General features: G+C 61.7%; 28 protein-coding genes and 1 pseudogene. 10 read left to right on the forward strand and 19 right to left on the reverse strand.

Going from position 1 to position 19,817, the window contains the following annotated elements; translation table 11 throughout:
* Positions 1-104 precede the first annotated feature (104 nt).
* Positions 105-518: a tellurite resistance TerB family protein gene (locus tag M9955_13085; protein MCO5082575.1), complete on the forward strand. Its 414-nt coding sequence runs from the start codon at positions 105-107 to the stop codon at positions 516-518.
* A gap of 20 nt (positions 519-538) precedes the next feature.
* On the opposite strand, the gene M9955_13090 is transcribed toward M9955_13085, so the two are convergent.
* Entirely contained in the window at positions 539-1,372 is an 834-nt protein-coding gene (locus M9955_13090; GenBank protein ID MCO5082576.1) for a transporter substrate-binding domain-containing protein, read from the reverse strand.
* A 216-nt stretch (positions 1,373-1,588) separates the two neighbouring features.
* On the opposite strand from M9955_13090, the gene M9955_13095 reads away from it, so the two are divergent.
* The 7 genes and pseudogenes from M9955_13095 to M9955_13125 all read left to right on the forward strand — a co-directional run bounded on the left by M9955_13095 (position 1,589) and on the right by M9955_13125 (position 6,024).
* Positions 1,589-1,846 carry a helix-turn-helix transcriptional regulator gene (locus M9955_13095; GenBank protein ID MCO5082577.1) on the forward strand — a complete coding sequence of 86 codons (258 nt, stop codon included), beginning with the start codon at positions 1,589-1,591 and terminating at the stop codon, positions 1,844-1,846.
* Positions 1,847-2,112: 266 nt separating this feature from the next.
* A complete protein-coding gene (locus tag M9955_13100; protein MCO5082578.1) occupies positions 2,113-3,714 on the forward strand; it encodes a glycosyltransferase in 1,602 nt (533 codons plus the stop codon).
* Between the two features lie 186 nt (positions 3,715-3,900).
* Positions 3,901-4,206 carry a hypothetical protein gene (locus tag M9955_13105; GenBank protein ID MCO5082579.1) on the forward strand — a complete coding sequence of 102 codons (306 nt, stop codon included), beginning with the start codon at positions 3,901-3,903 and terminating at the stop codon, positions 4,204-4,206.
* Positions 4,207-4,226: 20 nt separating this feature from the next.
* Entirely contained in the window at positions 4,227-4,892 is a 666-nt protein-coding gene (locus M9955_13110) for a transposase (GenBank protein MCO5082580.1), read from the forward strand.
* A 142-nt stretch (positions 4,893-5,034) separates the two neighbouring features.
* Positions 5,035-5,294, forward strand: a pseudogene (locus tag M9955_13115) (hypothetical protein).
* Positions 5,295-5,308: 14 nt separating this feature from the next.
* Positions 5,309-5,647: a YebY family protein gene (locus M9955_13120; GenBank protein MCO5082581.1), complete on the forward strand. Its 339-nt coding sequence runs from the start codon at positions 5,309-5,311 to the stop codon at positions 5,645-5,647.
* Positions 5,638-6,024: a thermonuclease family protein gene (locus tag M9955_13125; protein MCO5082582.1), complete on the forward strand. Its 387-nt coding sequence runs from the start codon at positions 5,638-5,640 to the stop codon at positions 6,022-6,024. The genes M9955_13120 and M9955_13125 overlap by 10 nt, the downstream gene beginning before the upstream one ends.
* A 252-nt stretch (positions 6,025-6,276) precedes the next feature.
* Here the strand turns inward: M9955_13125 and M9955_13130 are convergent, their stop codons facing one another.
* From M9955_13130 to M9955_13160, 7 genes are all read right to left on the reverse strand, one after another.
* Entirely contained in the window at positions 6,277-6,741 is a 465-nt protein-coding gene (locus M9955_13130; protein MCO5082583.1) for a hypothetical protein, read from the reverse strand.
* A 148-nt stretch (positions 6,742-6,889) separates the two neighbouring features.
* Positions 6,890-7,546, reverse strand: coding sequence for a hypothetical protein (locus M9955_13135; protein MCO5082584.1), 657 nt, complete (start codon positions 7,544-7,546; stop codon positions 6,890-6,892).
* The gene (locus M9955_13140; protein MCO5082585.1) at positions 7,543-8,055 is read right to left on the reverse strand and encodes a hypothetical protein; all 513 of its coding nucleotides are present in this window, start codon (positions 8,053-8,055) and stop codon (positions 7,543-7,545) included. Before M9955_13140 ends, M9955_13135 begins: the two co-directional genes overlap by 4 nt.
* Positions 8,052-8,462 (reverse strand): S24 family peptidase, encoded by a 411-nt coding sequence (locus M9955_13145; protein MCO5082586.1) that lies wholly within the window; start codon positions 8,460-8,462, stop codon positions 8,052-8,054. Before M9955_13145 ends, M9955_13140 begins: the two co-directional genes overlap by 4 nt.
* Positions 8,459-8,947 (reverse strand): hypothetical protein, encoded by a 489-nt coding sequence (locus tag M9955_13150; protein MCO5082587.1) that lies wholly within the window; start codon positions 8,945-8,947, stop codon positions 8,459-8,461. The genes M9955_13145 and M9955_13150 overlap by 4 nt, the downstream gene beginning before the upstream one ends.
* Positions 8,948-8,981: 34 nt before the next feature.
* Positions 8,982-9,428, reverse strand: a complete 447-nt coding sequence (locus tag M9955_13155; protein MCO5082588.1) for a hypothetical protein — start codon at positions 9,426-9,428, stop codon at positions 8,982-8,984.
* Between the two features lie 12 nt (positions 9,429-9,440).
* On the reverse strand, positions 9,441-9,704 hold the full coding sequence (locus M9955_13160; protein ID MCO5082589.1) for a hypothetical protein: 264 nt from the start codon (positions 9,702-9,704) through the stop codon (positions 9,441-9,443).
* Positions 9,705-9,868: 164 nt separating this feature from the next.
* Here M9955_13160 and M9955_13165 point away from each other — a divergent pair, with 164 nt between their 5' ends.
* On the forward strand, positions 9,869-10,111 hold the full coding sequence (locus M9955_13165) for a transcriptional regulator (GenBank protein ID MCO5082590.1): 243 nt from the start codon (positions 9,869-9,871) through the stop codon (positions 10,109-10,111).
* 100 nt (positions 10,112-10,211) lie between these two features.
* Positions 10,212-11,357 (forward strand): hypothetical protein, encoded by a 1,146-nt coding sequence (locus M9955_13170; GenBank protein MCO5082591.1) that lies wholly within the window; start codon positions 10,212-10,214, stop codon positions 11,355-11,357.
* A 198-nt stretch (positions 11,358-11,555) separates the two neighbouring features.
* Here M9955_13170 and M9955_13175 read toward each other — a convergent pair whose 3' ends face one another.
* From M9955_13175 to M9955_13225, 11 genes are all read right to left on the reverse strand, one after another.
* On the reverse strand, positions 11,556-11,897 hold the full coding sequence (locus tag M9955_13175) for a hypothetical protein (GenBank protein ID MCO5082592.1): 342 nt from the start codon (positions 11,895-11,897) through the stop codon (positions 11,556-11,558).
* A 66-nt stretch (positions 11,898-11,963) separates the two neighbouring features.
* Positions 11,964-12,551, reverse strand: a complete 588-nt coding sequence (locus tag M9955_13180) for a hypothetical protein (protein MCO5082593.1) — start codon at positions 12,549-12,551, stop codon at positions 11,964-11,966.
* On the reverse strand, positions 12,548-12,874 hold the full coding sequence (locus M9955_13185) for a hypothetical protein (GenBank protein ID MCO5082594.1): 327 nt from the start codon (positions 12,872-12,874) through the stop codon (positions 12,548-12,550). The genes M9955_13180 and M9955_13185 overlap by 4 nt, the downstream gene beginning before the upstream one ends.
* An 11-nt stretch (positions 12,875-12,885) precedes the next feature.
* The gene (locus M9955_13190; GenBank protein MCO5082595.1) at positions 12,886-13,239 is read right to left on the reverse strand and encodes a DUF5681 domain-containing protein; all 354 of its coding nucleotides are present in this window, start codon (positions 13,237-13,239) and stop codon (positions 12,886-12,888) included.
* Positions 13,236-13,655, reverse strand: coding sequence for a DUF5681 domain-containing protein (locus M9955_13195; protein ID MCO5082596.1), 420 nt, complete (start codon positions 13,653-13,655; stop codon positions 13,236-13,238). Before M9955_13195 ends, M9955_13190 begins: the two co-directional genes overlap by 4 nt.
* Positions 13,656-13,695: 40 nt before the next feature.
* Positions 13,696-14,076 (reverse strand): hypothetical protein, encoded by a 381-nt coding sequence (locus M9955_13200; GenBank protein ID MCO5082597.1) that lies wholly within the window; start codon positions 14,074-14,076, stop codon positions 13,696-13,698.
* A gap of 11 nt (positions 14,077-14,087) precedes the next feature.
* A complete protein-coding gene (locus tag M9955_13205; protein MCO5082598.1) occupies positions 14,088-16,067 on the reverse strand; it encodes a peptidoglycan DD-metalloendopeptidase family protein in 1,980 nt (659 codons plus the stop codon).
* Between the two features lie 52 nt (positions 16,068-16,119).
* On the reverse strand, positions 16,120-17,064 hold the full coding sequence (locus tag M9955_13210) for a hypothetical protein (GenBank protein ID MCO5082599.1): 945 nt from the start codon (positions 17,062-17,064) through the stop codon (positions 16,120-16,122).
* Positions 17,064-17,270: a hypothetical protein gene (locus M9955_13215; protein MCO5082600.1), complete on the reverse strand. Its 207-nt coding sequence runs from the start codon at positions 17,268-17,270 to the stop codon at positions 17,064-17,066. Before M9955_13215 ends, M9955_13210 begins: the two co-directional genes overlap by 1 nt.
* 606 nt (positions 17,271-17,876) lie before the next feature.
* On the reverse strand, positions 17,877-18,155 hold the full coding sequence (locus M9955_13220) for a hypothetical protein (protein MCO5082601.1): 279 nt from the start codon (positions 18,153-18,155) through the stop codon (positions 17,877-17,879).
* Positions 18,155-19,630, reverse strand: a complete 1,476-nt coding sequence (locus tag M9955_13225) for a toprim domain-containing protein (protein MCO5082602.1) — start codon at positions 19,628-19,630, stop codon at positions 18,155-18,157. The genes M9955_13220 and M9955_13225 overlap by 1 nt, the downstream gene beginning before the upstream one ends.
* Positions 19,631-19,817 lie beyond the last annotated feature (187 nt).

A 19,817-nucleotide genomic window follows, 5' to 3' on the forward strand; every position in this document is an offset into this window, starting at 1 on the left:
TGCTCTATGCGCCGAAGCGCCATGCGTCAACGACGACCGGGAATTTCCTTGAACCCCCGCCACCGCATTCCTAGAGTCTGGACCATTCCAATCGAGGGACCACCGTGCCGCTGCCCACCGCTCATGAAGCCATCATCAACCTGATGGTGATCACCTCCGCGTCCGACCGTGACATGACCGATGTCGAACTGGCGCGCATCGGCGAGGTCGTGAAGACGTGGCCGATCTTCGCCGACTTCGACCAGAACGAATTGCTCAAGGCAGCGCAGGACTGTCAGGCGCAGCTGCAAAAGAAGGGCGGGCTGAACAAGGTGCTGACGGAAGCCGCGCAGGCGGTCCCCGTGCATCTGCACGATACGGCCTATGCGGCGGCTTTCGAGGTTGCGGCCGTCGATCTGGAAATGCGCATGGAGGAAGCCCGCATCATGCAGATGCTGCGCAGCCATCTCGAGGTCGAGCCCGAAATCTGCACCGCCATCGAGCGCGCGGCAAAGGCGCGGCACCGCATGCTTGCCTGAACTGATCGGAAAGATTCCGATCAGAAGAAGCCGACCGGGAAGTAGCGCAGGTAAAGCTCGGCGAAAATGCCTTTGACGCCGATCTCGCGCAGCGCATAGTCGAAGGCCTGTGCGAGCTCTGCGTCTTCGGGCTTTACCGCGATCGCCAGGCCTCGCCCGAGATATTCGGCCGCGAGATAGGGGCCGCCCGCAAATTTGCAGCAGGCGCTGCCGTCCGGCCCGGCCAGCCAGAAGCCGAGCCGCATGCCGTCGCCGAAGACGGCATCGATCTTGTTTCCCTTCAGATCGTCGAGCATCCACTCGATGCGTGAATAGGTGACGGCGCGCGCTTCGGGAAAATAGTCCCGGAGCATCCTCTCATGCGACGATCCCGCCACAACGCCGACACGGCGGTCCTTCAGTGTTTCGGCCAGCGGTTCCCCGCCTGTCGACGCCTTGCCGACGATGAAGCGCGCGGGAAACTGCAGGTAGGGTCGCGTGAAGGCGTATTTCGCCCGGTTCTCGGCCGTGATGGCGATGCCGGCGATGATCGCTTCCCCCTGACGCGCCGCGAGAACGCCGTCGAGTTCGGCCCATGGCACGGCCTGTATCTGGCACCGGTTTGAAACCTTGAGTTCCTTGCAGATCGCCCGGGCGAGATCGACATGGAAGCCGGACAGGCGGCCGCCGGCGTCGAGGAAGTTGAACGGGGCGAAGTCGGTTGTCGTCAGGAAGCGGATGCGCTCGCGACCGCTAAGGTCGGGATTTGGAAGCTGCTCCTTGTCGTTCCAGAAAACAGGGACGTCGGGCGATTGGGCGAAAGCCGGCGCGACCGATGCCAGCACCGTTAACGCTAACAGGAAAATCAATCTCACGTCTTGAACGATGCTCGGCGAAACAGACGCCTATTCTTAGCGGGAGCCGGCGCATGGTTCAATCGATTGCCGGCGCCTGAAATCCGCGGGTTTCGCGTCTCGCCGCCGTCCGGCGGAAAATACGGGGCGCTCCGCGCTCGCCTTTGGGTTGCATCGTATGCGAACTACGGGCAATCGTCGGTTGCTTGAAATCGGTCTTAACAAATCAATAATAAAATGAAGAAAAAACAAAGACTAGCGGCGACGGGGGTAAGAATCTTGCAGAATACGCATGTGGAATCGCTCGGCCTGTCCGTGCGCGAGATCGAATGTCTTGCGTGGGCGGCGGTTGGCAAAACCGAGCGTCAGATATCGCAGATAATAGGCGTTTCGGAGCATACTTCGGAGAAATATCTGCTCAGCGCAAAGTCGAAGCTGGGCGCCGTGAACCGCACGCACGCAGTCGCGGAAGCAATTCGCAGAGGGCTCATCTAGCAGACGATCGCGTCTTCCTCTGTTGCGGGTGCCGGTTTCATGCAGCGGAAGAGCCGTTCGCGTCTTTCGATGCGTCACCCTCATATCGTCTCCTGTTTGATTTTTCCCGCCGCGCCCGCCATGCGCGGCGATCCATCCAGCGCGGACGTCGAGGGCGATGGGCAGGGGCGGCGCGCACGGCGGAGAACAGGGGTGCGGGTGTGCGGATGAGCGGGATCGGCTGTTGTCGGTCTCTTCCGCCGGCGGACAATGGATTGTAACGGAGAATGCGCAGTTCCGGTCCAGACGTCTTTGGCGATGAGCGACCGGGTGGCCGCGGCGCGCTCCATGGCTTCGCACCGCGCCCGGAATACTCGGCGGCGCGCCTCGCAGCCGACAGGATCTTTCCTGAACTCTCGCAATGGTGGGGCGTTTTCGAACGGCTCGGCATTCCCGACGAGGATGCCGTCAGGATCGCGGCGGCCGCCGAACGCAACGGCACCTCCATCAAGGCGAATGTTCTGGCGCTGGAATATTCCGGCGAGGAGAAGCTCGCGCAGGCGATGGCCGACGAACTCGGGCTTGAGGTGCAGAAGGAGGTCGACCCGGACTCGCTGGTGCTGCCCGACAGGCAGGCGGCGGCGCTGCTTGCGACCACGAAGCCGACGATCGTGGTTCGCCTCACCGACGGCGCCGACACCAGGGTTCTGGTCGAGACGAGCCAGTTCGGCACGCTTGCCGATTACGCTCGCGCCGTTCCCGAGGCTGCACGCCGGCTTCGCCTCGTCACGGCAGGCGCGCTGCGGCGGGCTCTCGTAGAACGCTCGAAATCACTGCTTTCGGACATCGCCACATTCGATCTTTTCACCCGGCATCCGGCCTATTCCGCCCGAACGGTGGTGAATGCCTGGCAGGGCTGCGTTGCCGGGGCTCTGGCGATCGGACTGCCGATCGCCATGTGGACGTGGCCGGCGGCGACCTTCGGTATTCTGCACATCGTCTTCACCTTCTTCTTCCTGTCCTGCGTCGCGCTGCGCTTCGCGGCGCTGGCCGGCGGCGGCGAGACCCTGAAGCCGGATACCGAGCGCCCCTGTCCGGCGGATCTTCCGATCTACTCGGTGCTGGTCGCTCTCTATAAGGAGGCCGAGATCGCCGGCGACCTCGTCGCGGCTCTGCGCAAGCTGGACTGGCCGGCGAGCAAGCTGGACGTCAAGCTCGTCTGCGAGGCGGACGACGCCGGGACGATCGCCGCCATCCATGCCGCCCGTCCGCCCTCCTTCATGCAGGTGGTCGAGGTGCCGAACCATGGTCCGCGCACCAAGCCGAAGGCGCTGAACTATGCGATGCAAACCTGCCGCGGCGCGTTCATCGTGCTCTACGACGCCGAGGATCGACCGCATCCACGGCAGTTGATCGAGGCATGGCAGCGCTTTCAGGAGGCCGGACCGGAGGTCGCCTGCCTCCAGGCTCCGCTCGAGATCACCAATGGCGGCAGAAGCTGGATCGCACGTTCCTTCGCCTTCGAATATGCCGCGCTCTTCCGTGGGCTGCTGCCATGGCTGTCGAAACGGCGGTTGCTGCTGCCACTTGGCGGAACATCCAACCATTTTCGGCGGTCGGCCCTGGAAGAGGTCGGCAGATGGGACCCCTTCAACGTCACCGAGGACGCCGATCTCGGCGCGCGCCTGCTGCGTTTCGGCTATCGCACGGAGACGATCTCGCTTCCGACCCTGGAGGAGGCGCCGGAGCGCGCGCGCATCTGGATTCCACAGCGCACCCGGTGGTTCAAGGGCTGGTGCCGCCTTTGGCTTCAAATTGACAACTATCTGAAATTAAACGTCTTTATCCAAAGAAATCGGCTCGGATCGCTTTCTATGCCAACGACATAGCAACAATGGGTTCAAAACTGAGCCACGCTGAATGCTCCGCTTCACATCCCCGTGAATGAAATCATTGGCTCATGTTCTCATCCCACCGCCTGGCGATATACGGCGTGTGGGTGAACAGTGTGCATCCAGTCGTGCTGAAATTGTGAACAGGACGAAACCGGCCAGCGCCTCGCTCTTTTAGGCGTCATGATGATTTCCTCAATACGCGACGTGATGTCAGAAAAGTCATCGCGCGACTCCGTGGTAGCCTGCTTTTTAGGGGGTGACACATCGCCTTACCGCAGTCTGCCGGTCATTGCTTTTGGAAGTGGATTCCGCGAATATCATCGCGCGCAGTGTGTTGAAGTTTCAGCACTGGCATGCAAACGGTTGCCAATGTTCTCGCTTCTGCCGCCCGATCTACAATTGGCCCTACTACGCCTGCTGCCGACTTTTCTTCTCACCGAAGACGAGAAGGCACGCCGTGAAAAGGCGATCTGGCGCCTGAAGTAGCGAAAGCCAAGCTTTTGGGCATGTCCGTTCTGAACAAGCCGTATTTCCACGACGAAGCCGCTGCTTTCGAATACGTCGAGCATACCATCTGGCCGGGTGGGATGGCTTGTCCTCACTGCCGCTCGATGAAAAGACACTACCCGATCAAAGGAGTCCGCACGAAGGCTTCTCAGAAGCACCCGAATGGCGTTGAGCGCTACGGGTTATTCACCTGCTCCGACTGCGGGGTGCAGTTCACCATCCGAAAGGGGACGATTTTCGAGGAAAGTCACACCCCGCTGCACAAGTGGCTTCAGGCCATTCACCTCCTCTGCTCGGCAAAGAAGGAGATATCCTCGCACCACCTCCATCGAATCCTGGAAGTAACCCGCCGGACAGCTACTTTCATGTCGCGCCGTATCCGAGGCGCGAGCCCCTTCGATTATGAGCCCCGCGCTGCACCTGACTCTCCCGGTGAAATGGGCCAGCCTCAAGTTGAAAGGTTCCGGACCGCCGCGTGCGAGTTGAAGACACGCAATTCCCAAGCTGCATTTGACGCCATCGTGCGGCGCGTTGCCGTCCAGCCGTTCGACACCGGCACCGGACGCTCTATTGCTTCAGGAGTGGCGCGGGAAAATGGCCTCACCCCTCATGACAAAATTGACTTAATTGACAGAAATCGGGTGTGTGGCCCAAGCGCATCCTAAATCCGCCACGGTGGCGGATTTGCCGCCGTTGTGCCGCTCCGGTGTGGATTCGTCTCGAATGACCTTGAGGCACGGCCGTCCCTCATAGCCACCGTTGACGTTTCGCGGCCTCTGCCCACATCCTTCTCCACGGAGGAGCGCCATGTCCAGCATCACGCCTCAGCAGAAGCTACCGAAGCTGATTGTCGTCGTGGCCTTCGATGACGACGAGGAAGGCACGCTGCAGGTAGCATTCGGCCCGGCGGAGCAGCAGAGCGAGGAACGCGCGATCCGCACAGCAAGGCGTTGATCAACAAGCATGCCGGCGTGCTGGCTTGGTCCCGCGAGGCGAATCCTGCAATCGGCGAGTACGGCGAGCCGACGATCCTGTTTCAGGAAGGGCGCATCGGCGAGATGGAGTGAGAGGGGAGGAATCTATGAAAACTGCTTGGCAGTTTATTTTCGCCATTGGCGTGGCAACCGGTACCGCGACTGCCTCATACGGGGGCGCGCAGGTCAGCGGCGCCAGTTACGGCGATGACTGGCCTTTTCCGTTCGACAGCGCTGAAGTTACGTGTGATCCGCCAGGCAGTTCAGTTGTTATGAAGGCTGACGGGAAGACGTACGCCCTCAATGGGAAAGCGCGAGGACAAGCGGCGGCACGTGGCTACTTAGACCACCAAGACCTGATGAAGAGAGATAAGTATGGAGCGTTTACAAAAGGCGTGACAACCGTCTCGGATCTGATCGCATTGGGCTTGAAGCAATGTCATTGACGCTTGCAGGCCTTTTCGCCGCAACCGTGCTGTCATGCTCCACTCTGGTTGCGGTCGACGGCGACACCGTCCGCTGCGGCACAGAACGCATGCGAGACATGGGGCCTGGCGCTCCGAACAAGTCGGGCTATGACGCCCCGGAGATCGGCAACGCAAAGTGCGCAAAGGAACGGCTGCTGGGTGAGCAGGCCAAGTTGCGGCTGCAAGAGTTGCTGGACCAGCGCGGCACACAGGTTGAGGACAGCGGCAAGCGAGACAGGTATGGCCGGCCGCTTGTCGTGGTCAGGCTCGGCAACGGCACGACCGCAGGCGAAGTGCTGATGCGCGAGGGGTACGCCGTGCGATGGAAACCGGGCTATCGGTCAAATTGGTGCTGATTGAAAGACGGGAAGCGGCGCTGCGGGGAGAGTGACATGAGGGTGGCGCTGCGCACCGGGGCGAATTTTCGCACAATCGCCAGAACAGGCACCCTCAAAACCTTCAAAATCCCTCCCGCCACGCCGAAATCAGGACCGGGGCCTGCTACAGTTGCTACGGTTGCTACACTTCTCGACCGATGAGGCCCGGAAGAGGCCTCACCCCATAATGACAAAATTGACTTAAATGACAGAAATCCCGGGGGGCAGGAGCTAGCGAGCGGAATCAGCGGCAGGATCGGCGGTAGCGAGTAGAGTTGGGACGGGTACAAGCGCGTCAATCAATTCGGATCCCGAATGGCCAAACCGCGCAAAGATATTGGAGCAGTCGATTGGCTTCGGCTCGTCTGCACTCGCTGCCCGCATCTTGGAATTTTGATTGATCTCCATAAGCATCGTTGGCGTGGCGTTCGACCCGGCCGTTGCCAGAACATTCATAAGCCTATGGTCGTCTGTGAGATAACCGGGGCAGGCTTTGGAAACTTCCATAACCAGAAGCACTTTCGCCTCAAGGCCCCGCTGCTGTCTCGCCTGCTTCAATGCCTTTAGATCGGGTTCCGGCAAACCCATTTTCTGGAACTGCTCAAGGATAAATTTGTCCTCCTGAGCGTTGGCCGCGGGTATCACAGCCATGAACAAGGCAAAGGCCAGAAGTATCCTGCGCGTTCCGTCCCCCATACCTGTTACTCTCCCATATCGTTCTGCTGGTGGCAATTCGTTACAAGCATGGCGTTCAGGAGAGGTCGCATGGAGTAAATTCAGACGCGGCCGTCATGGCGGTGGGCTCAGCCTACCGATGGTTGGGCGAAAGAATACTCAGGTGTCGTCATATGATGCCCGGCGGCTGGCGGCGGGCCAGTTCCTCAAGCTCCTCCAGCGTCGTTCTCTCCAGCCGGCGGACGGCGCGGAACACATAATCGGTGTCATCGCCGACGAGCGTCTTGAAGAACGAGCCGTCCGCCAGCAGTCGGCGCTTCTCTCCGATCATCCTCGGCTCCTTGCGCGGCTTGGCCTTGCGCAGTTCCTTCTTTGCAATCGGATGCCCGTCGCCCCGGAAGTCGAGCGAAGGACCATCAATTGCGTCGCCCGCCGGATCGATGCCGGGCGCCGGCTTGCTGCCGGCGTCGTACTCATCCTGGCCCTGCCCGCAGGTTTCAGGCCAGCCGAGGAAGAGATCCCCACTTTCCGCCACACCGCCCCGCACGAGCAGCGACGTGGCCTGGTTGATGTCCTCGGTCCAGCCAAGCTCCGGTTCGGCGTCGGCCTTGTCCGCCTCGGCGTCGTGGCCGTCTTCGTCATCCTCGCAGGCAGCGCCGAAGTTGGCCCCGCTGTACCCCTCTGGCCAACTGGCGTCGCGTTCGTCGCCGTTCGCCTCAAGGTCCGGATCGCCCTCCATCCTGTCCAGCAGGGCCAGCAGGCGTTCTATCGCATCCTCGATGCTGCGGCGGGTGGAAGGCGTCGGTATGTCGGCGCGGATGTTCATGTCGCGCCTCCCTTCGGCTGATAGAGGCCGATGACCTGTCCGACGAGGCAGGAGCACAGATGCTCGTAGCTCTGCCCCGCATCCTGATAAGGGCCTTCGACCCATGCGCCGACGCCGAGATTGGCGCGGATGAAATAGTGGTTGAACTCCACGTCCGACATGCCTGCCGGGCGTTCCGCCTGCATCCTCGCTACGGCGCGGCGAGCGGCATCGTTCGACACCGCCCCGACCGTCCAGCCTCCGGAGCCGTGGGACATATCGCACCAGCGGATATTCTCGCGGCGGCGGACCATGCAGATGTGATGATGACCAAGCTCAGGACCGAACTTCACCACGAACAGTTCCCCGGCAATGGGCGTCCGCACGGCGGTATCGACCACCACGAACTCGCCGGGCCTGACATGCGGCATGGAACTCACGTCCTTGCACTGGAAGCTGATGCAGCCGGCCGGGAGCCGGTCGAACATCATCAGGGCGCGGTATTCCGGGGCGGATGCGAGGGCGCTCATTGCTCACCTCCTTCCTCGCCCTCGCACTCCCGGAACTGCACCGCAACAAGGCAGTGCACCGCGAGCAACCGGCTCGCCGGGATGGCTATTGTCCGCTTCGGATCGACCGGACTGTTCAGGATGAGCACCGGCTCGCATTCGGAGTCCGGGTCTATGTCGAACGGCAGGACGAAGCCGGGCGGCAGCGGCATGTGAACCCGATAGATCGCGACCTGGGATCGCCCTTCGTGCACATGCTCGGGGCGGAGCCATATCGCGACAATATCGCCCGCTCTCGGCTTCTCGGCGCTGTCGAAGACGAGCGTGTCGCCGTCGCAGAACTCGGGCTCGAACTCGTTGCCGGAATAGGTAAGGCCATAGGTGGCCGACAGATCATCGAAGCTATGACGGAGGGCGGGAGTGGTCATGACACCCTCCTGCCGATGAAGGTGTTCAGCCGAGGCTCGGCCAGAACCATGCGATCCATGGAGGTCCGCACATCGAAGGCTCGGTTCCCGTCGATGCAGGTTTTCAGCAACCGGACATGATATTTGGTTCGCCTGCCGTGGAAGTTCTCCGACGCCCCTTCGTAGATGCCGTCACCTTCATAACGGCCCGTCACGCGATGCGCGGAAATGGCGAGAGGACAGTGCAGATCAGCATCTTCCGCGCGGGTGACTTGCCAAGAACCAATACGCGGGTCCAACTCCACGGCCGCAGCCTTCAACCCCTCCAGATGAAATTGAAAGCGCTCTGCTGCCGACATCGGCGCCGTGGCTTCGACTGAGGTCGCAAGCGCCACGCTGCCCCCCGCAACAGCCGAGGCGGTCGATACCGCCGCGATGCCGCCGAGCAGGCGGCGACGGTTGATTGCAGGCAAGCCTTGGGTGTTTGCCGGAACGGTGTTCGGCATCGGTATTCTCCTCGATTGTGATGGTGTCGAAAGGCTAGGAGACTGGCGGGTACGGCAGCGCCAGAAGGTGCCGCACGATCTGATGCGCAAGCCGAATGTCGGTCGTGTGCTCGTCCATCAACGAAATGGGGTCGTCGCCGTAGCACCACTGAATGCACCGGGCTTTGATCTGAAGGCCCCGAAGCGTCGTGGCGCGGACAGCTTCGATTTCACGCACCACGGCTGAGGTCTCGGCATAAGCCGCGTCCCATGCGTCCCAATCGCCTGTTTCGCGACCGACGATGCGTGCGGCCTCCTCGGTCGCGAAATGCTCCTCGAAACGTTCACCGAGCGCGAGCAATGCGGCGTCGTCTTCCGGTGCGGCCGAATGTACCGGCATGTGTTCCGGCGGATTGACTGCGCTTCCTGCCGCCAGCGCCAAGGGCGGAGTCGCAACGACAGATATTCCAGCAAGAACGGCACGTCTGGTGATGGCGTTCATCGTCATCGTCTCCTATGCCGCCAGCGCCTGAAGCTGAGCCCGCAACGCCTGCTCACGCCGGCCGATATCGATGCGGAAGGATTTGAACTTCAGCATCTCGATCTCGCGCTCGATCTGCTGGCGACGGCGCTCCACCTCGGTCAGCATCTTGGCCTTGGCGCGATCCCATGCGCAGGCGAGGTAGAAGCCGAAGGTCTTGCGGTTGAAGGGACGGCCAGCCTGAAGGCGGCGATAAGTGGCCCAGGCATCGGCGAGAATGGCGGAGCGGTTGAGCATGGTGACATCTCCAAGACAAAAGCTGTGCATTCGCTCGGGAATACGAGCGTTGGACTGCCTCAGCGGCTTGCTTCAATTCGGTTACGAGTGTATGTATCGCATACGCTTGTATGCCCGTCAATAAAAAGTTACAAGTGTACGCAAATTTTAAGTTGGAGTTGCAGATGGCTGATCTCACGCCCGAAGCGAACCGAGCCGCGCGCGCTATATTGAAGTGGTCAGTGCGCGAGTTGGCTGACCACGCTGGGATAGCCTTCACCACAGTTCACCGGTTCGAGACCACGGGGACCGCGACCGAGACCACCAAGGATAAGATTAAACGGGCTTACGCGGCTCACAATGTGGAGATTACGAACGGGCGCGGTACGGGTGCCCGACTGATCACAAAGCCTGATCTTTCAGAATGATAGGGTCTGGCTGCAAGTGAATTGCATTTTCAGACGCGATGCTGAGATTTGACATAGGGAAATCTGGTTGCTTTCATTCGGCTTTCCTTGGGAGAGGGCGATGGCAACCTACGCAGCTTATCTGGCGACTGACATGGTTTTCGGCAGTTTGCCTGCCGGATATGTTACGCGGCTGAGTTCAACAGAAATCGTCGCGGTCAACGGCGCTTGGACGTTCGTCATCGCTGGTTACGGGATCAGCTATTCGGGCAATTACGTCACAGGCGGCACGGTTACCGAGGTCGTGTATTACTATGGAAGCGGCGTCGCCTACGAGGCGTACAACCTAAACGCCTCGGCTCCGTATGTAATCGACCGCATAGCCTACGGCGACACGCCGGGGCTGGCATCATATGTCCTAAATGGGAGCGACGACATCTTCGGCTCGTCCTATGGTGACCGCCTAGCCGGTTACGCCGGCAACGATTTCATCGCGCCTGGAACTGGAGATGACGAAATCTACGGCGGCCCTGGATTTGACACTGTGGTCCTGCCCGGCCGGCTCAGTGATTATTTGGTCACATACATAAGCCCAGGCGTTTATGACGTCCAAGATGTCAATTTCGCGAATGGCAACGAGGGTATCGACCGGTACTTCGACGTAGAAGCGATGGCAACGTTAGCCGATGGTTCGATTGTCATCTCCGATCTGTTTGGCGCTCCAGCCTGGTACAAGCAGTCCGGCAACGTTGAAATCGTCGCAGCAACCTACCAGTTCTTCGTTGGATGGATTCCGAACTCGGGCGGCTTCGCCTACCTGATCAATTCGCCGCAGAACTCCGCCGATCTATCCGACCCTTATTACTCCGCCTTCAACACCGAGAACCGGTACATCAATTTCGCCAGTAATCTTGGCACGGAAGGCGCTGGCAAATCGTTTTTCGATGCCGCTTTCGGATCACTATCGTTCGAGCAAACCGTGCGGCTCGCCTATGAGGAAATCATGGGCAAGCCGTTGACCGGCGGCGCCTACAATTTCTTCATGGGCGCGCATGGGTACTATGAGGACGTTGCTGAGCAGCGTGTGGTACGGCCCGGTGTCGATCTGGATGACGCCACGAAGATTGTTGCCATAGGTTCGATCCTGAACGAGGCGGTGAAAAGCGGTGCCGGACCATATTCGGATGCGATCGATGATCTGGTAGCTGACGTCTATCCGGACGGCTATTCGGTGATGCTGGGCGGTGACCTGTTCGCGTTCGCATAAGTCCGACTTCAGCCCCGTGGTATTTCGTCCCGAGAACGGTGGGGCATCGGCGTGAGAATGGCGAAATCAAAGGAGAGCCGCGCCTAGATGCTGGATATCGTGCTGCCTCTACTGCCACTCGCAGTGGCGGGATACTGCATATGGCGGATGTTTCGGCCGCCAAAGGACGGTGGCGAGGGTTGAAGCCATCCCAATTCGCTACATTCCCGGTATTTCAAGACATTCAATGATCTCCACGGCATCACCGGGGAAGATAGTAAAATGAGGATGGTTTTCGAAAAGGCGCGCTGCGGCCTCGTGCGTGTCCGCTTCAACGATGACATAGCCGGTTAGACTATTTCGGCCGTCCTCAATTCCAGACCGTGAGGTCTGCTTGGTTTTGCCGAGGGGGCCGCCGCCATCTTTGATATGAGCAGCGTTTTGGTTCATCCACTCGCCCCACGCGGACATACCTTCCGACTGCTTCTCGGGGCTGATCGGTGAAGCGGCCTTCTCCGCATCCGTCGCCGAACCGATGTAGAGAGCGAGGAACTTCGCCATGTTAACTCCTACGGTGTGGTGGCACTGTAGTGCAGCAAGAGCCCGCTTTCCACCTCCGCCCGCCATTCATGATGGATTTCGGCCTAACCGGCAGGGCTCCAGCACCAGCGCCAGCATGACCCTGATGCCATCCAGGGCGTAGATCGCAAATCCGTTCTCTACGGTGTCGATGACCACGCCATCACGCCACGCAACGAAATGCTGGGCAGGACCGCTGAGTTCGTCCCTCTTCCAAACTTGCAGGATCGCCCGCCGGCCGGAAAGCAGGTTCGCGAGTTCCCGTTTCTGCACCGCGACGCGGGCGGCGGCCGGAGCGCTGGTGTCAGCAACCAGCGATATGCCGTCACAAAACAGCAGCGTTCCGGTCCATCCGTTCCGCAGCAGCGGAGCGCCAAGCTCCAGCATCATCATGCCGGTGTCTATGCCTAGCACGGCCCCGGTGACGGGATCGCGAGTCAAGCCGAACACGGCGGCCGCTTCCTCGTATGTGGCGTCCATCGCGCTCGCCAGCGCTGCAATCGCGCAATCGTGGCCGCAACGCTGTCTAACCCATTCCTTCGGCGCATCGGCAGCGGCAATGATGTGCAGCGGCGTTGCTTGGCGTGGTGGCTCTGCCGCTGTCATCGAAGCCTCACGCCGCTCGCTTGCGGTCATTGATGCGCCGTCGCGAGCCGTCTCACTTTTGTCGCAAGAAACGCCATGGCCTTGGCGCGGTCGGTGTCAGAGACTTCACGCGTTTCTATGGGGCCGCCGTCTGGACCGGAGTGCTCGATAGCCGCCAGCTTCGGATGCACATAAGGCGCAGCAGCCTTCGCCGCCTCGAACCGCAATTCGACGGGCAGTTCTTCATCCCGCATGATGCCGAGAAGGTATTCCAGCGGCGTGAGACCGGAGGCTGCGATTTCAACCTGTCGCGCGGTCGTCGCCCGATTGGGCGTGCCTTTCTGACGTCCGCCTGTCTTCCTGCCGATTGCCATCTACTCATCCTCTAGTTCAGATCGTCATCACCGACGATGCTATCGATGAACGGTTGCAGCAGCCCATCCAGCTTCCGTATGCGGTCAACGAGTTCCGCATCGGACATGCCTTCGGCCGGCGACGAGATGTTGATATCGCGTGGTAGCAAGGATGCGACCACCTTCAGGTAGACGTCGGGCTTCGTCTCCATGACGCGCCGGATGACCGAAGGGCCTTCGCGCTCCCATGATACGAGCAGATCCTCCAGAAACGCCTCGCTTAGGCGGCAGCGAGCGCCTTTCGGTCTTCCCTTGGGGTTTCCACTCTGTCCGGGGAGCCAAGGGTCCATAAGTCCGTGTTTTTGCCGTGTATCAACACCGCTCATGACGCTGGTCCCCATACTCCGGATTTGGCGATGACGCGCGGCTCGCGTGGTGCGCACGACTGGCCCGGATGCGCTTCCACGAGGCCGACGATGACCGCACCCTCCTCCGGCGACAGATCGCCATCCGCCACCTGCCGGTTGATGGCCTCGATTGCCGCAGGCATCTCATTCAATCGGGAGATGGGCGGTAGGTCGAACTGAATGCGCGCGCTCCTGCGGGCAGGCCAGACGCGATCAAGGATGGTCCTGGCGGCAACGGCGTCACCTTCCTTGGCCTTTTCGATCATTGCCTGAGCGATGGCATTCGCTTCGCCCTCCGCAAGGGCGTCCAATGCCCGGTTGACCTTGTTGCGACAACCGGTCGGGCGACCCTGGGGATTGCCCGATTCTCCCGGCTTGAAGCGATGCTCGCTCAAAGCTGCGGCCTCCCCTGTTTTTGCCTGTAATCATCAAGGGTCAATGCAGCGTCTCCGGCCTGTCATCGCCTTTGACGGCCCGTGCAGCCATATGGCCGATCTGGCTCGCGACGATGAACAGGTAGCTCATCGCCATGCTGCGCAGCCATCGGGCCATTGCACGCTCTTCCGGCTCATCGCCATACAGCTCGGCGGCCGACAGGACCGCATGAGCGGTACACACCATGTCGAACACCTCCACGCCCGCCTCGTGATCGGGCCGCGCGTCGTCGCGGGGACGGCCGGCGATGTTCACCAGCGTCGCCATCAGATCGCTCACCTTGCCCGGATCGCGAACCGCGTCATGGGTGAGCTTCGTGTATTCATCGATCAGGCGCGGGCCGAAGACGCGCCATTCGTCGGGACTGACGGGCATATCCATGATTTCGTCTCCTATCGATTTCCTGCATGGTCGCGATCAGCGCCGGGCGAACCGACACCGCCACCGCGAGAAGAACCACCACCAACGCGACCACCCGCATTGCCGGCCGAGCCGCTACTGTCGCCACCCCCGAACAGGCCGGATATGAAACCGCCCAATCCACCAAGACCGCCTGATTTTTGCCCTGTCTGGCCCGACGCCCGGTTGCCGAGCGCATACCCTGCGACCGCGCCGGGGAAGCCGGCTATCGCTCCACCCACGACGGCCCCGACCATGCCCGGTGAAATCCGGTCCATGGCCTTGTCGAGCGCGCTGTTGATGCCTTTGCCGAGGTCGCTCCAATTGCCCATTTGCCGCCCGCTCGGGTCCGTCACCGTCGTCACACCGAAACTGTTGGTGACATGGGTGTTGCCGAACTGATCCCGGCTGACGAGATTGCCGCCCGTCGCCGGAGCCTGATAGCCAGCCGGAGCCTTGCCGGAATAGACGTCGAAGGCACTGAAGGACGGACGCGGCGTCGGTATGGAGGCCGTCGTCTGCGGACTGACGGGCTGTTTCGCAACCGGCGTCACCATGGGCTGGACGGTCGGGGTCTTTACTGCCGGCGGCGCTAGCGGGACAACGCTGGTCGGAAGCGTCGTCACCGGCGCTGTCACGATCTGCCCCTTGTAGTTTGTCATCGAGATGCTTGGGGCCGGGTTGAACGTGGATGCCGGGCCGAGCGGTGCCGAATACTTCGACGGGAGCATCCCCATCGGGCTCAGCGAGGCGCTGGAGAACGACACGCTGTGCGGTGCGGCCATCGATACGTGCGGGTCCTGGCTGAGACCGGCCGTCATCGTGTCCCGCATGTTCGACATCGGCGTCGCCGTGGACGGCGTGACCGTGCTGGAGAGCCTACCGGTCTTTTCCGTGCTGGTCATTTCCGCAGGGCCGAAGCGGGCCGGATCGGGCGAGGCTCTTGCGGCGATACCGCCGAGACCTCCCAAGCCACCCGCCTTTGCCTGCGAAGCGGCGGCAGGCGCATAGCCAAACCGCTCCGGGCTCGGCATGGAGGCCGGGGCCATACTGCGGGAGGGTTGAGGCCCGGCAAAGGCCGCCATCTGCGACGAGGCGGGGGACGGTGCGCCGGACGATCGGGAGGGCATCACGTCGCCGGCAAAGCGCGCCGTGTCGAAGCCGGCAGGGAGCCCGGAGGATGTAGCGGTGCGGCCCACGCCGAGCACACCGGCATTCGCCATGGAGGCCGCCATGTTGCCATAAGCCGCCGCAGCGTTGCGCTGCTCGGTCGGCGACATGGGGCGCGAGGTAGGAGTTGCGGCAAGGTCGCGCCGGGTGAAGTCCACCACATCCCTCGGGTTGACCGGCTGTCCGAGCCGGTCGCGCATCTCGAAATGCAGATGCGGGCCGGACACGTTTCCGGAAGCTCCTACACGGCCAATCGGCGTTCCCTTGGCAATCTCGTCGCCGACAGAGACATTGATGTCCTGAAGATGCCCGTAGACGCTGCTGAAGCCGTTCGGATGCTCGACCGTGACCGCAAGGCCATACCCGCCGAGAGGACCGGCGTGGGTCACCATGCCGGGGCCGGCTGCGTTCGCGGCGTATCCCACCTGTCCGCGCTCCGCGAGGTCTATGCCGGCGTGGTTGCTGCTGCCGACGCCGAGCGAGGTGTTCGGAGCGTCGCGGAGGCCGAACCCGCTGGTGGTGCGATCCGTGACCGCGCCGAGCGGGCTGGAGAATGTCCCGTCCCACTCCGCAGTCGGGCCGTCGTCCAGCGCGCCGAGCGCGAGGCCGGTGCTCGCCGTCGCGGCGGCCGTCCCGGTGCGAGGCCCGAAAACATCATTGAGGATGCCGGGCCGTGCCGATGGCGTCCCCGAGCCGAAGACCTGATCCGTCACCGACTGCCGGGATGCCTGCGGGCTTCCGAACACCTCCGAGAGGATGTCACGGGAGGCGGCCGTCTCCTCCGGCACGATGTCGTAGGCCATCTGCCCCGGCTGCCGCACGCCGACTGCGGTACGGATGCCCCGGTTCTGAGGGTCATCGAAGTAGACATGTCCCTTCGTCGTACTTCGACGGACCTTTCATATCGATGGTCGTGGCGCCGGACTTCGCCTTCAACTGCTGCCACTCATCGAGCCGATACCGGGGCAGGCCCTGCGCGTCGCGCTGCTGGTTGATCGCGGCGAGTTCGCGCAGCGACTCCGTGGGCTTGATGCGCTCTTCCTCGCGCTCGATCTTCGAATCGATGTTGTCGATGAAGACCTTCAGCTTCGAAAGCTGCTCCGCGTTCTTGGTGTTCCGGGCCAGATTCACATAGGCATCCCGGCGGCTGTAGAGCTGATCCAGCGTTCCCGATCCAGCGCCCGGCAACGCGACATCATCTGCTTGCGCGACCTGTCGGCGCTCGGACGAAGGGTCCGTGGCAATGGAGGACAGAGGCCGCCTGTCGGTCAGCGCGCTCGGAACCGGGGGAACGACACTACCAGCGAAAGGGCCGCCGGGGGTTTCCGTACCTCCCTGCCCGATGCCGGCGAGGCTGTCGTTGAACGCCTTGTCCGCCTCAAGGCTCTTCTGGTTGGTGCGCTGCTTCAGCCACAGCTCGGCGGCATTGCTGTTGTAGGAAAGCTGCTCCGCCTCCTGCTCCGATGCGCCGTACTGCATCAGCACGCGCTTGATGGCGGTGCGGTCGCGAAGGCCTTCCTGCTGCTTCTGATAGCGCTGGTCGTACCGGTCGTAGAACTCCGCGAAGTTCTGGAGTGCGTTGTTGCGCGGGCTCGTCATCAGGCTCGAACCGATGGCCTGAAGCATGTTGTTCACGCCGGGCCGCTGCAACCAGCCTCGGAACCCGCCTCCCTGCTGCTGTGGCGCTCCACCGAGCCCGCCGAGGCCGCCCATGGTGTTGTTGGGCATGGACGGGGCCGGCGGGAAGTAGTTTAGCGCCTGGGCGTCGATTTCGTTCAGGGCGTCCATGAAGCTTGCCATCAGGCGGCATCCTTCTTCTTCAGCATGGCGGCGAGCGCCTGCTGGCGGTCGGTGACGATGAAACCATGACCGGACGGAGCCGGAGCGACACCGGGCAGCGCGCCGGAGCGGGCCTCTGCAACCAGCTTGCCGATAGGACGGCATTCGTTGCGGTGAAGACGCCAGACCTGCATCAGCGTGGCGGGAGGCGCGACGGTGTAGCTCATCAGGCGGCAACCGCCTATTGCGCAGCTTCGAACGAGGTCTGGCGGATGAGGTCACTGATTGTGACGCCGCGTCTGCGGGCGGCATCGGCGAGAAGACGCTTCTCGTCAGGCGTCACCCGGATCTGAAGCATTCCCGTCTTCGTAGGGCAATTGCACATGGGATCATCTCCGATTTGCTGCCTCGCAGCCTATCAGAATCCGCACGTCACGACAATTGCGACAGAACAGAAAGATTAGCAATATCAAATGGTTGAGAACTCTCTCCCAGGCTGTCCCAGCGTGTCCGTACGTGTCCACGGGTGTTCGCCACGAATCGGACAATCTCACGGCATCCCGCAAAGGATGATCGACACGCGAGACCAACAAGGATACTCTCCTCGTGGGGTTTTAGGGTTTTTGTCGTGCGTCTGCTGCGGGCGATTGTGTTCTGGGCGATGGCGATACTCGTGGGGACGAGTATCTCTGCCCACGCTCGCTTGACTTTCGAACCCATCAAGACCTCCTCCGGAACGACCGTCGTAATCGTGTCCGGCGACTTCGATGTCTCCCAACAATTGAAAGACTTTTCGGACGTGGTTCAGACGCACGGAGCGACCGTCGTCGCGTTCAATTCGTCAGGAGGAAACGTTCTAAAAGCCATGGAACTGGGGCGAGAGATTCGACGCCTCGGTTTAATAACATTCCAGCCAAAAGGGCTGGAATGTGCGTCGGCATGCGCATTGGCATTCTTCGGAGGCAGGCGCCGGTGTCGTGACAGTAGAGCAGGCGGTCGCGGAATTTCTCCGTGAATGCCAGCGCCGCCGTATCCTCGGTGACGATATCCGGTTTCGGTGGGGCAATACGCGGGTCGGTCTGGACGAGGGAGAGTTTAGGCCGCTTAGCCATCAGGCCACCTCGCGCAAAAGGTCGTTGAGGTCGTCGCCGGGCTTTTCCGATGCCGCGTGAGTGACGGGACGATCTGCGGCCATCCAACGGGCGGTTGTGGTGCGACAGGCCCGAATACCGGCGTCGTCGTGATCGACGGCGATCCAGAGTGCTTCTATTCCGGGCAGGACAGGAAACTCGCCGAGCGGTCCGGCAGATAGCAGCGACCACACCGGCAGGTTCGGGACATCTGCAACGATGGGGAGCGACAAGACGCTCTCGATGCCTTCGCCGATACCGAGCGCAGTGGACACGTCCTCGTTCGGCGTGAGCTTGACCACCCCGCCACGGATCGGCGCCAACGTCAGCCGGCCGTTGGAGCCAAGATGCGAGAGCTTCTTGCCGTCCCGGCCTATCGCCGTCCTGTGGATCGCCTGCGGCTCGTCGGTGACGATGTTGCGGACAAGGGCCACCATGCAGCCGACACGCATGCCGCGACCGAACGGGCATCTTGGATGCCAGCGCAGAGCAGCGCCGTCATAAGACAGGCCGCGACTTGCGAGATAGGTTTCGGCAGGCGTACCCCGGATCGGAATTGCTTCGCTCCAGATGGCGAGCGCACGTTCCTTGTTCCGCTTCGTGTCGTCTGTTGGTTCGTCCGGCCGCTCGAAACGAGGGCGACGAATTTCGTCGGGCTGGCGCTCGCCGGGCCGGAACTGATCCAGCCCGAGGAAGTGGCGAACGTGGTCCTTGCATTCCTGCCAGTCGTCATTTGCGAACGACTGCACAAGGAACCCGTCCGGGGCATTATTGGAGAACCGGACGGAGAGGCTTCGGTCATGACGGCTGTGGCCGGGACCGGGGCAGAGAATGCGCCCGGCCGAGACTTCACCGCCAAGAAGATGAGCAGCGTGGCGGAGGTCGATCAAGACGCACCTCCCGAATAGTCCTTCCGCTCGCGCAGCACCCGAATAAGCGGCCGTGCCAGCAGTCGGGTCAACGGCGACGTAGCCTTTCGCGAGGCCCCAACGATACATCGCGCCTATGGTCTGACGCCGCTTTTCGGCCTCGCGATGGTGTTTCTCTGCCAGATCATCGAGCATCTTGGAGATGTCCGAACGCCTTATGGCGTCGGCACGCTTCACCATGTGTTTAGCCAGCGCTCGGCGAAGGCGCCGGTCGATATCATCAGCAGTCCTGAGCGCGCCGCCTTTCCGTCTGATGCTCTTCACCGACTTGACATATGCGGTAATCAGTCCGTCAACCGTCAGAGCCTCGTCTTTCTCGGCTTTGGCCTCCGCCTCTTCCGCGAGCAGGTCGCGCCCTTCGCGGGCCGACTTCACAAGCTCGGCTGCGCGCGTCCTGGCCTCGGCGAGTGAGCGGCCCTCCTTCCCGACAGGATCGCAGACGCCGAGCGAAATGCTCCTTGGCTTCGTTTGCCCCTTGATTCGGTATGTCACGTTCCAAGTGAGCGTTCCCGCAGCGGCGACGCGCACCCGTAAGCCGACCGCCTGTACGTCGGACACATAGTAGGGTTGAGGCTTCGCCTTCAGCCCCTCCAGAAACTGTAACGCGCAAGTTCAGATGGCACCTGGCGGGATTAGCCGGGATTAGCCGGGATCAGGCGAGCGGGCGCGGAAAAAGCCGGGATTTGCAAGGCGTTGAAGGGCGCTTGAAGGATCA

It is taken from the genome of Rhizobiaceae bacterium, assembly GCA_023953845.1.
Lineage (GTDB): Bacteria > Pseudomonadota > Alphaproteobacteria > Rhizobiales > Rhizobiaceae > Arvimicrobium.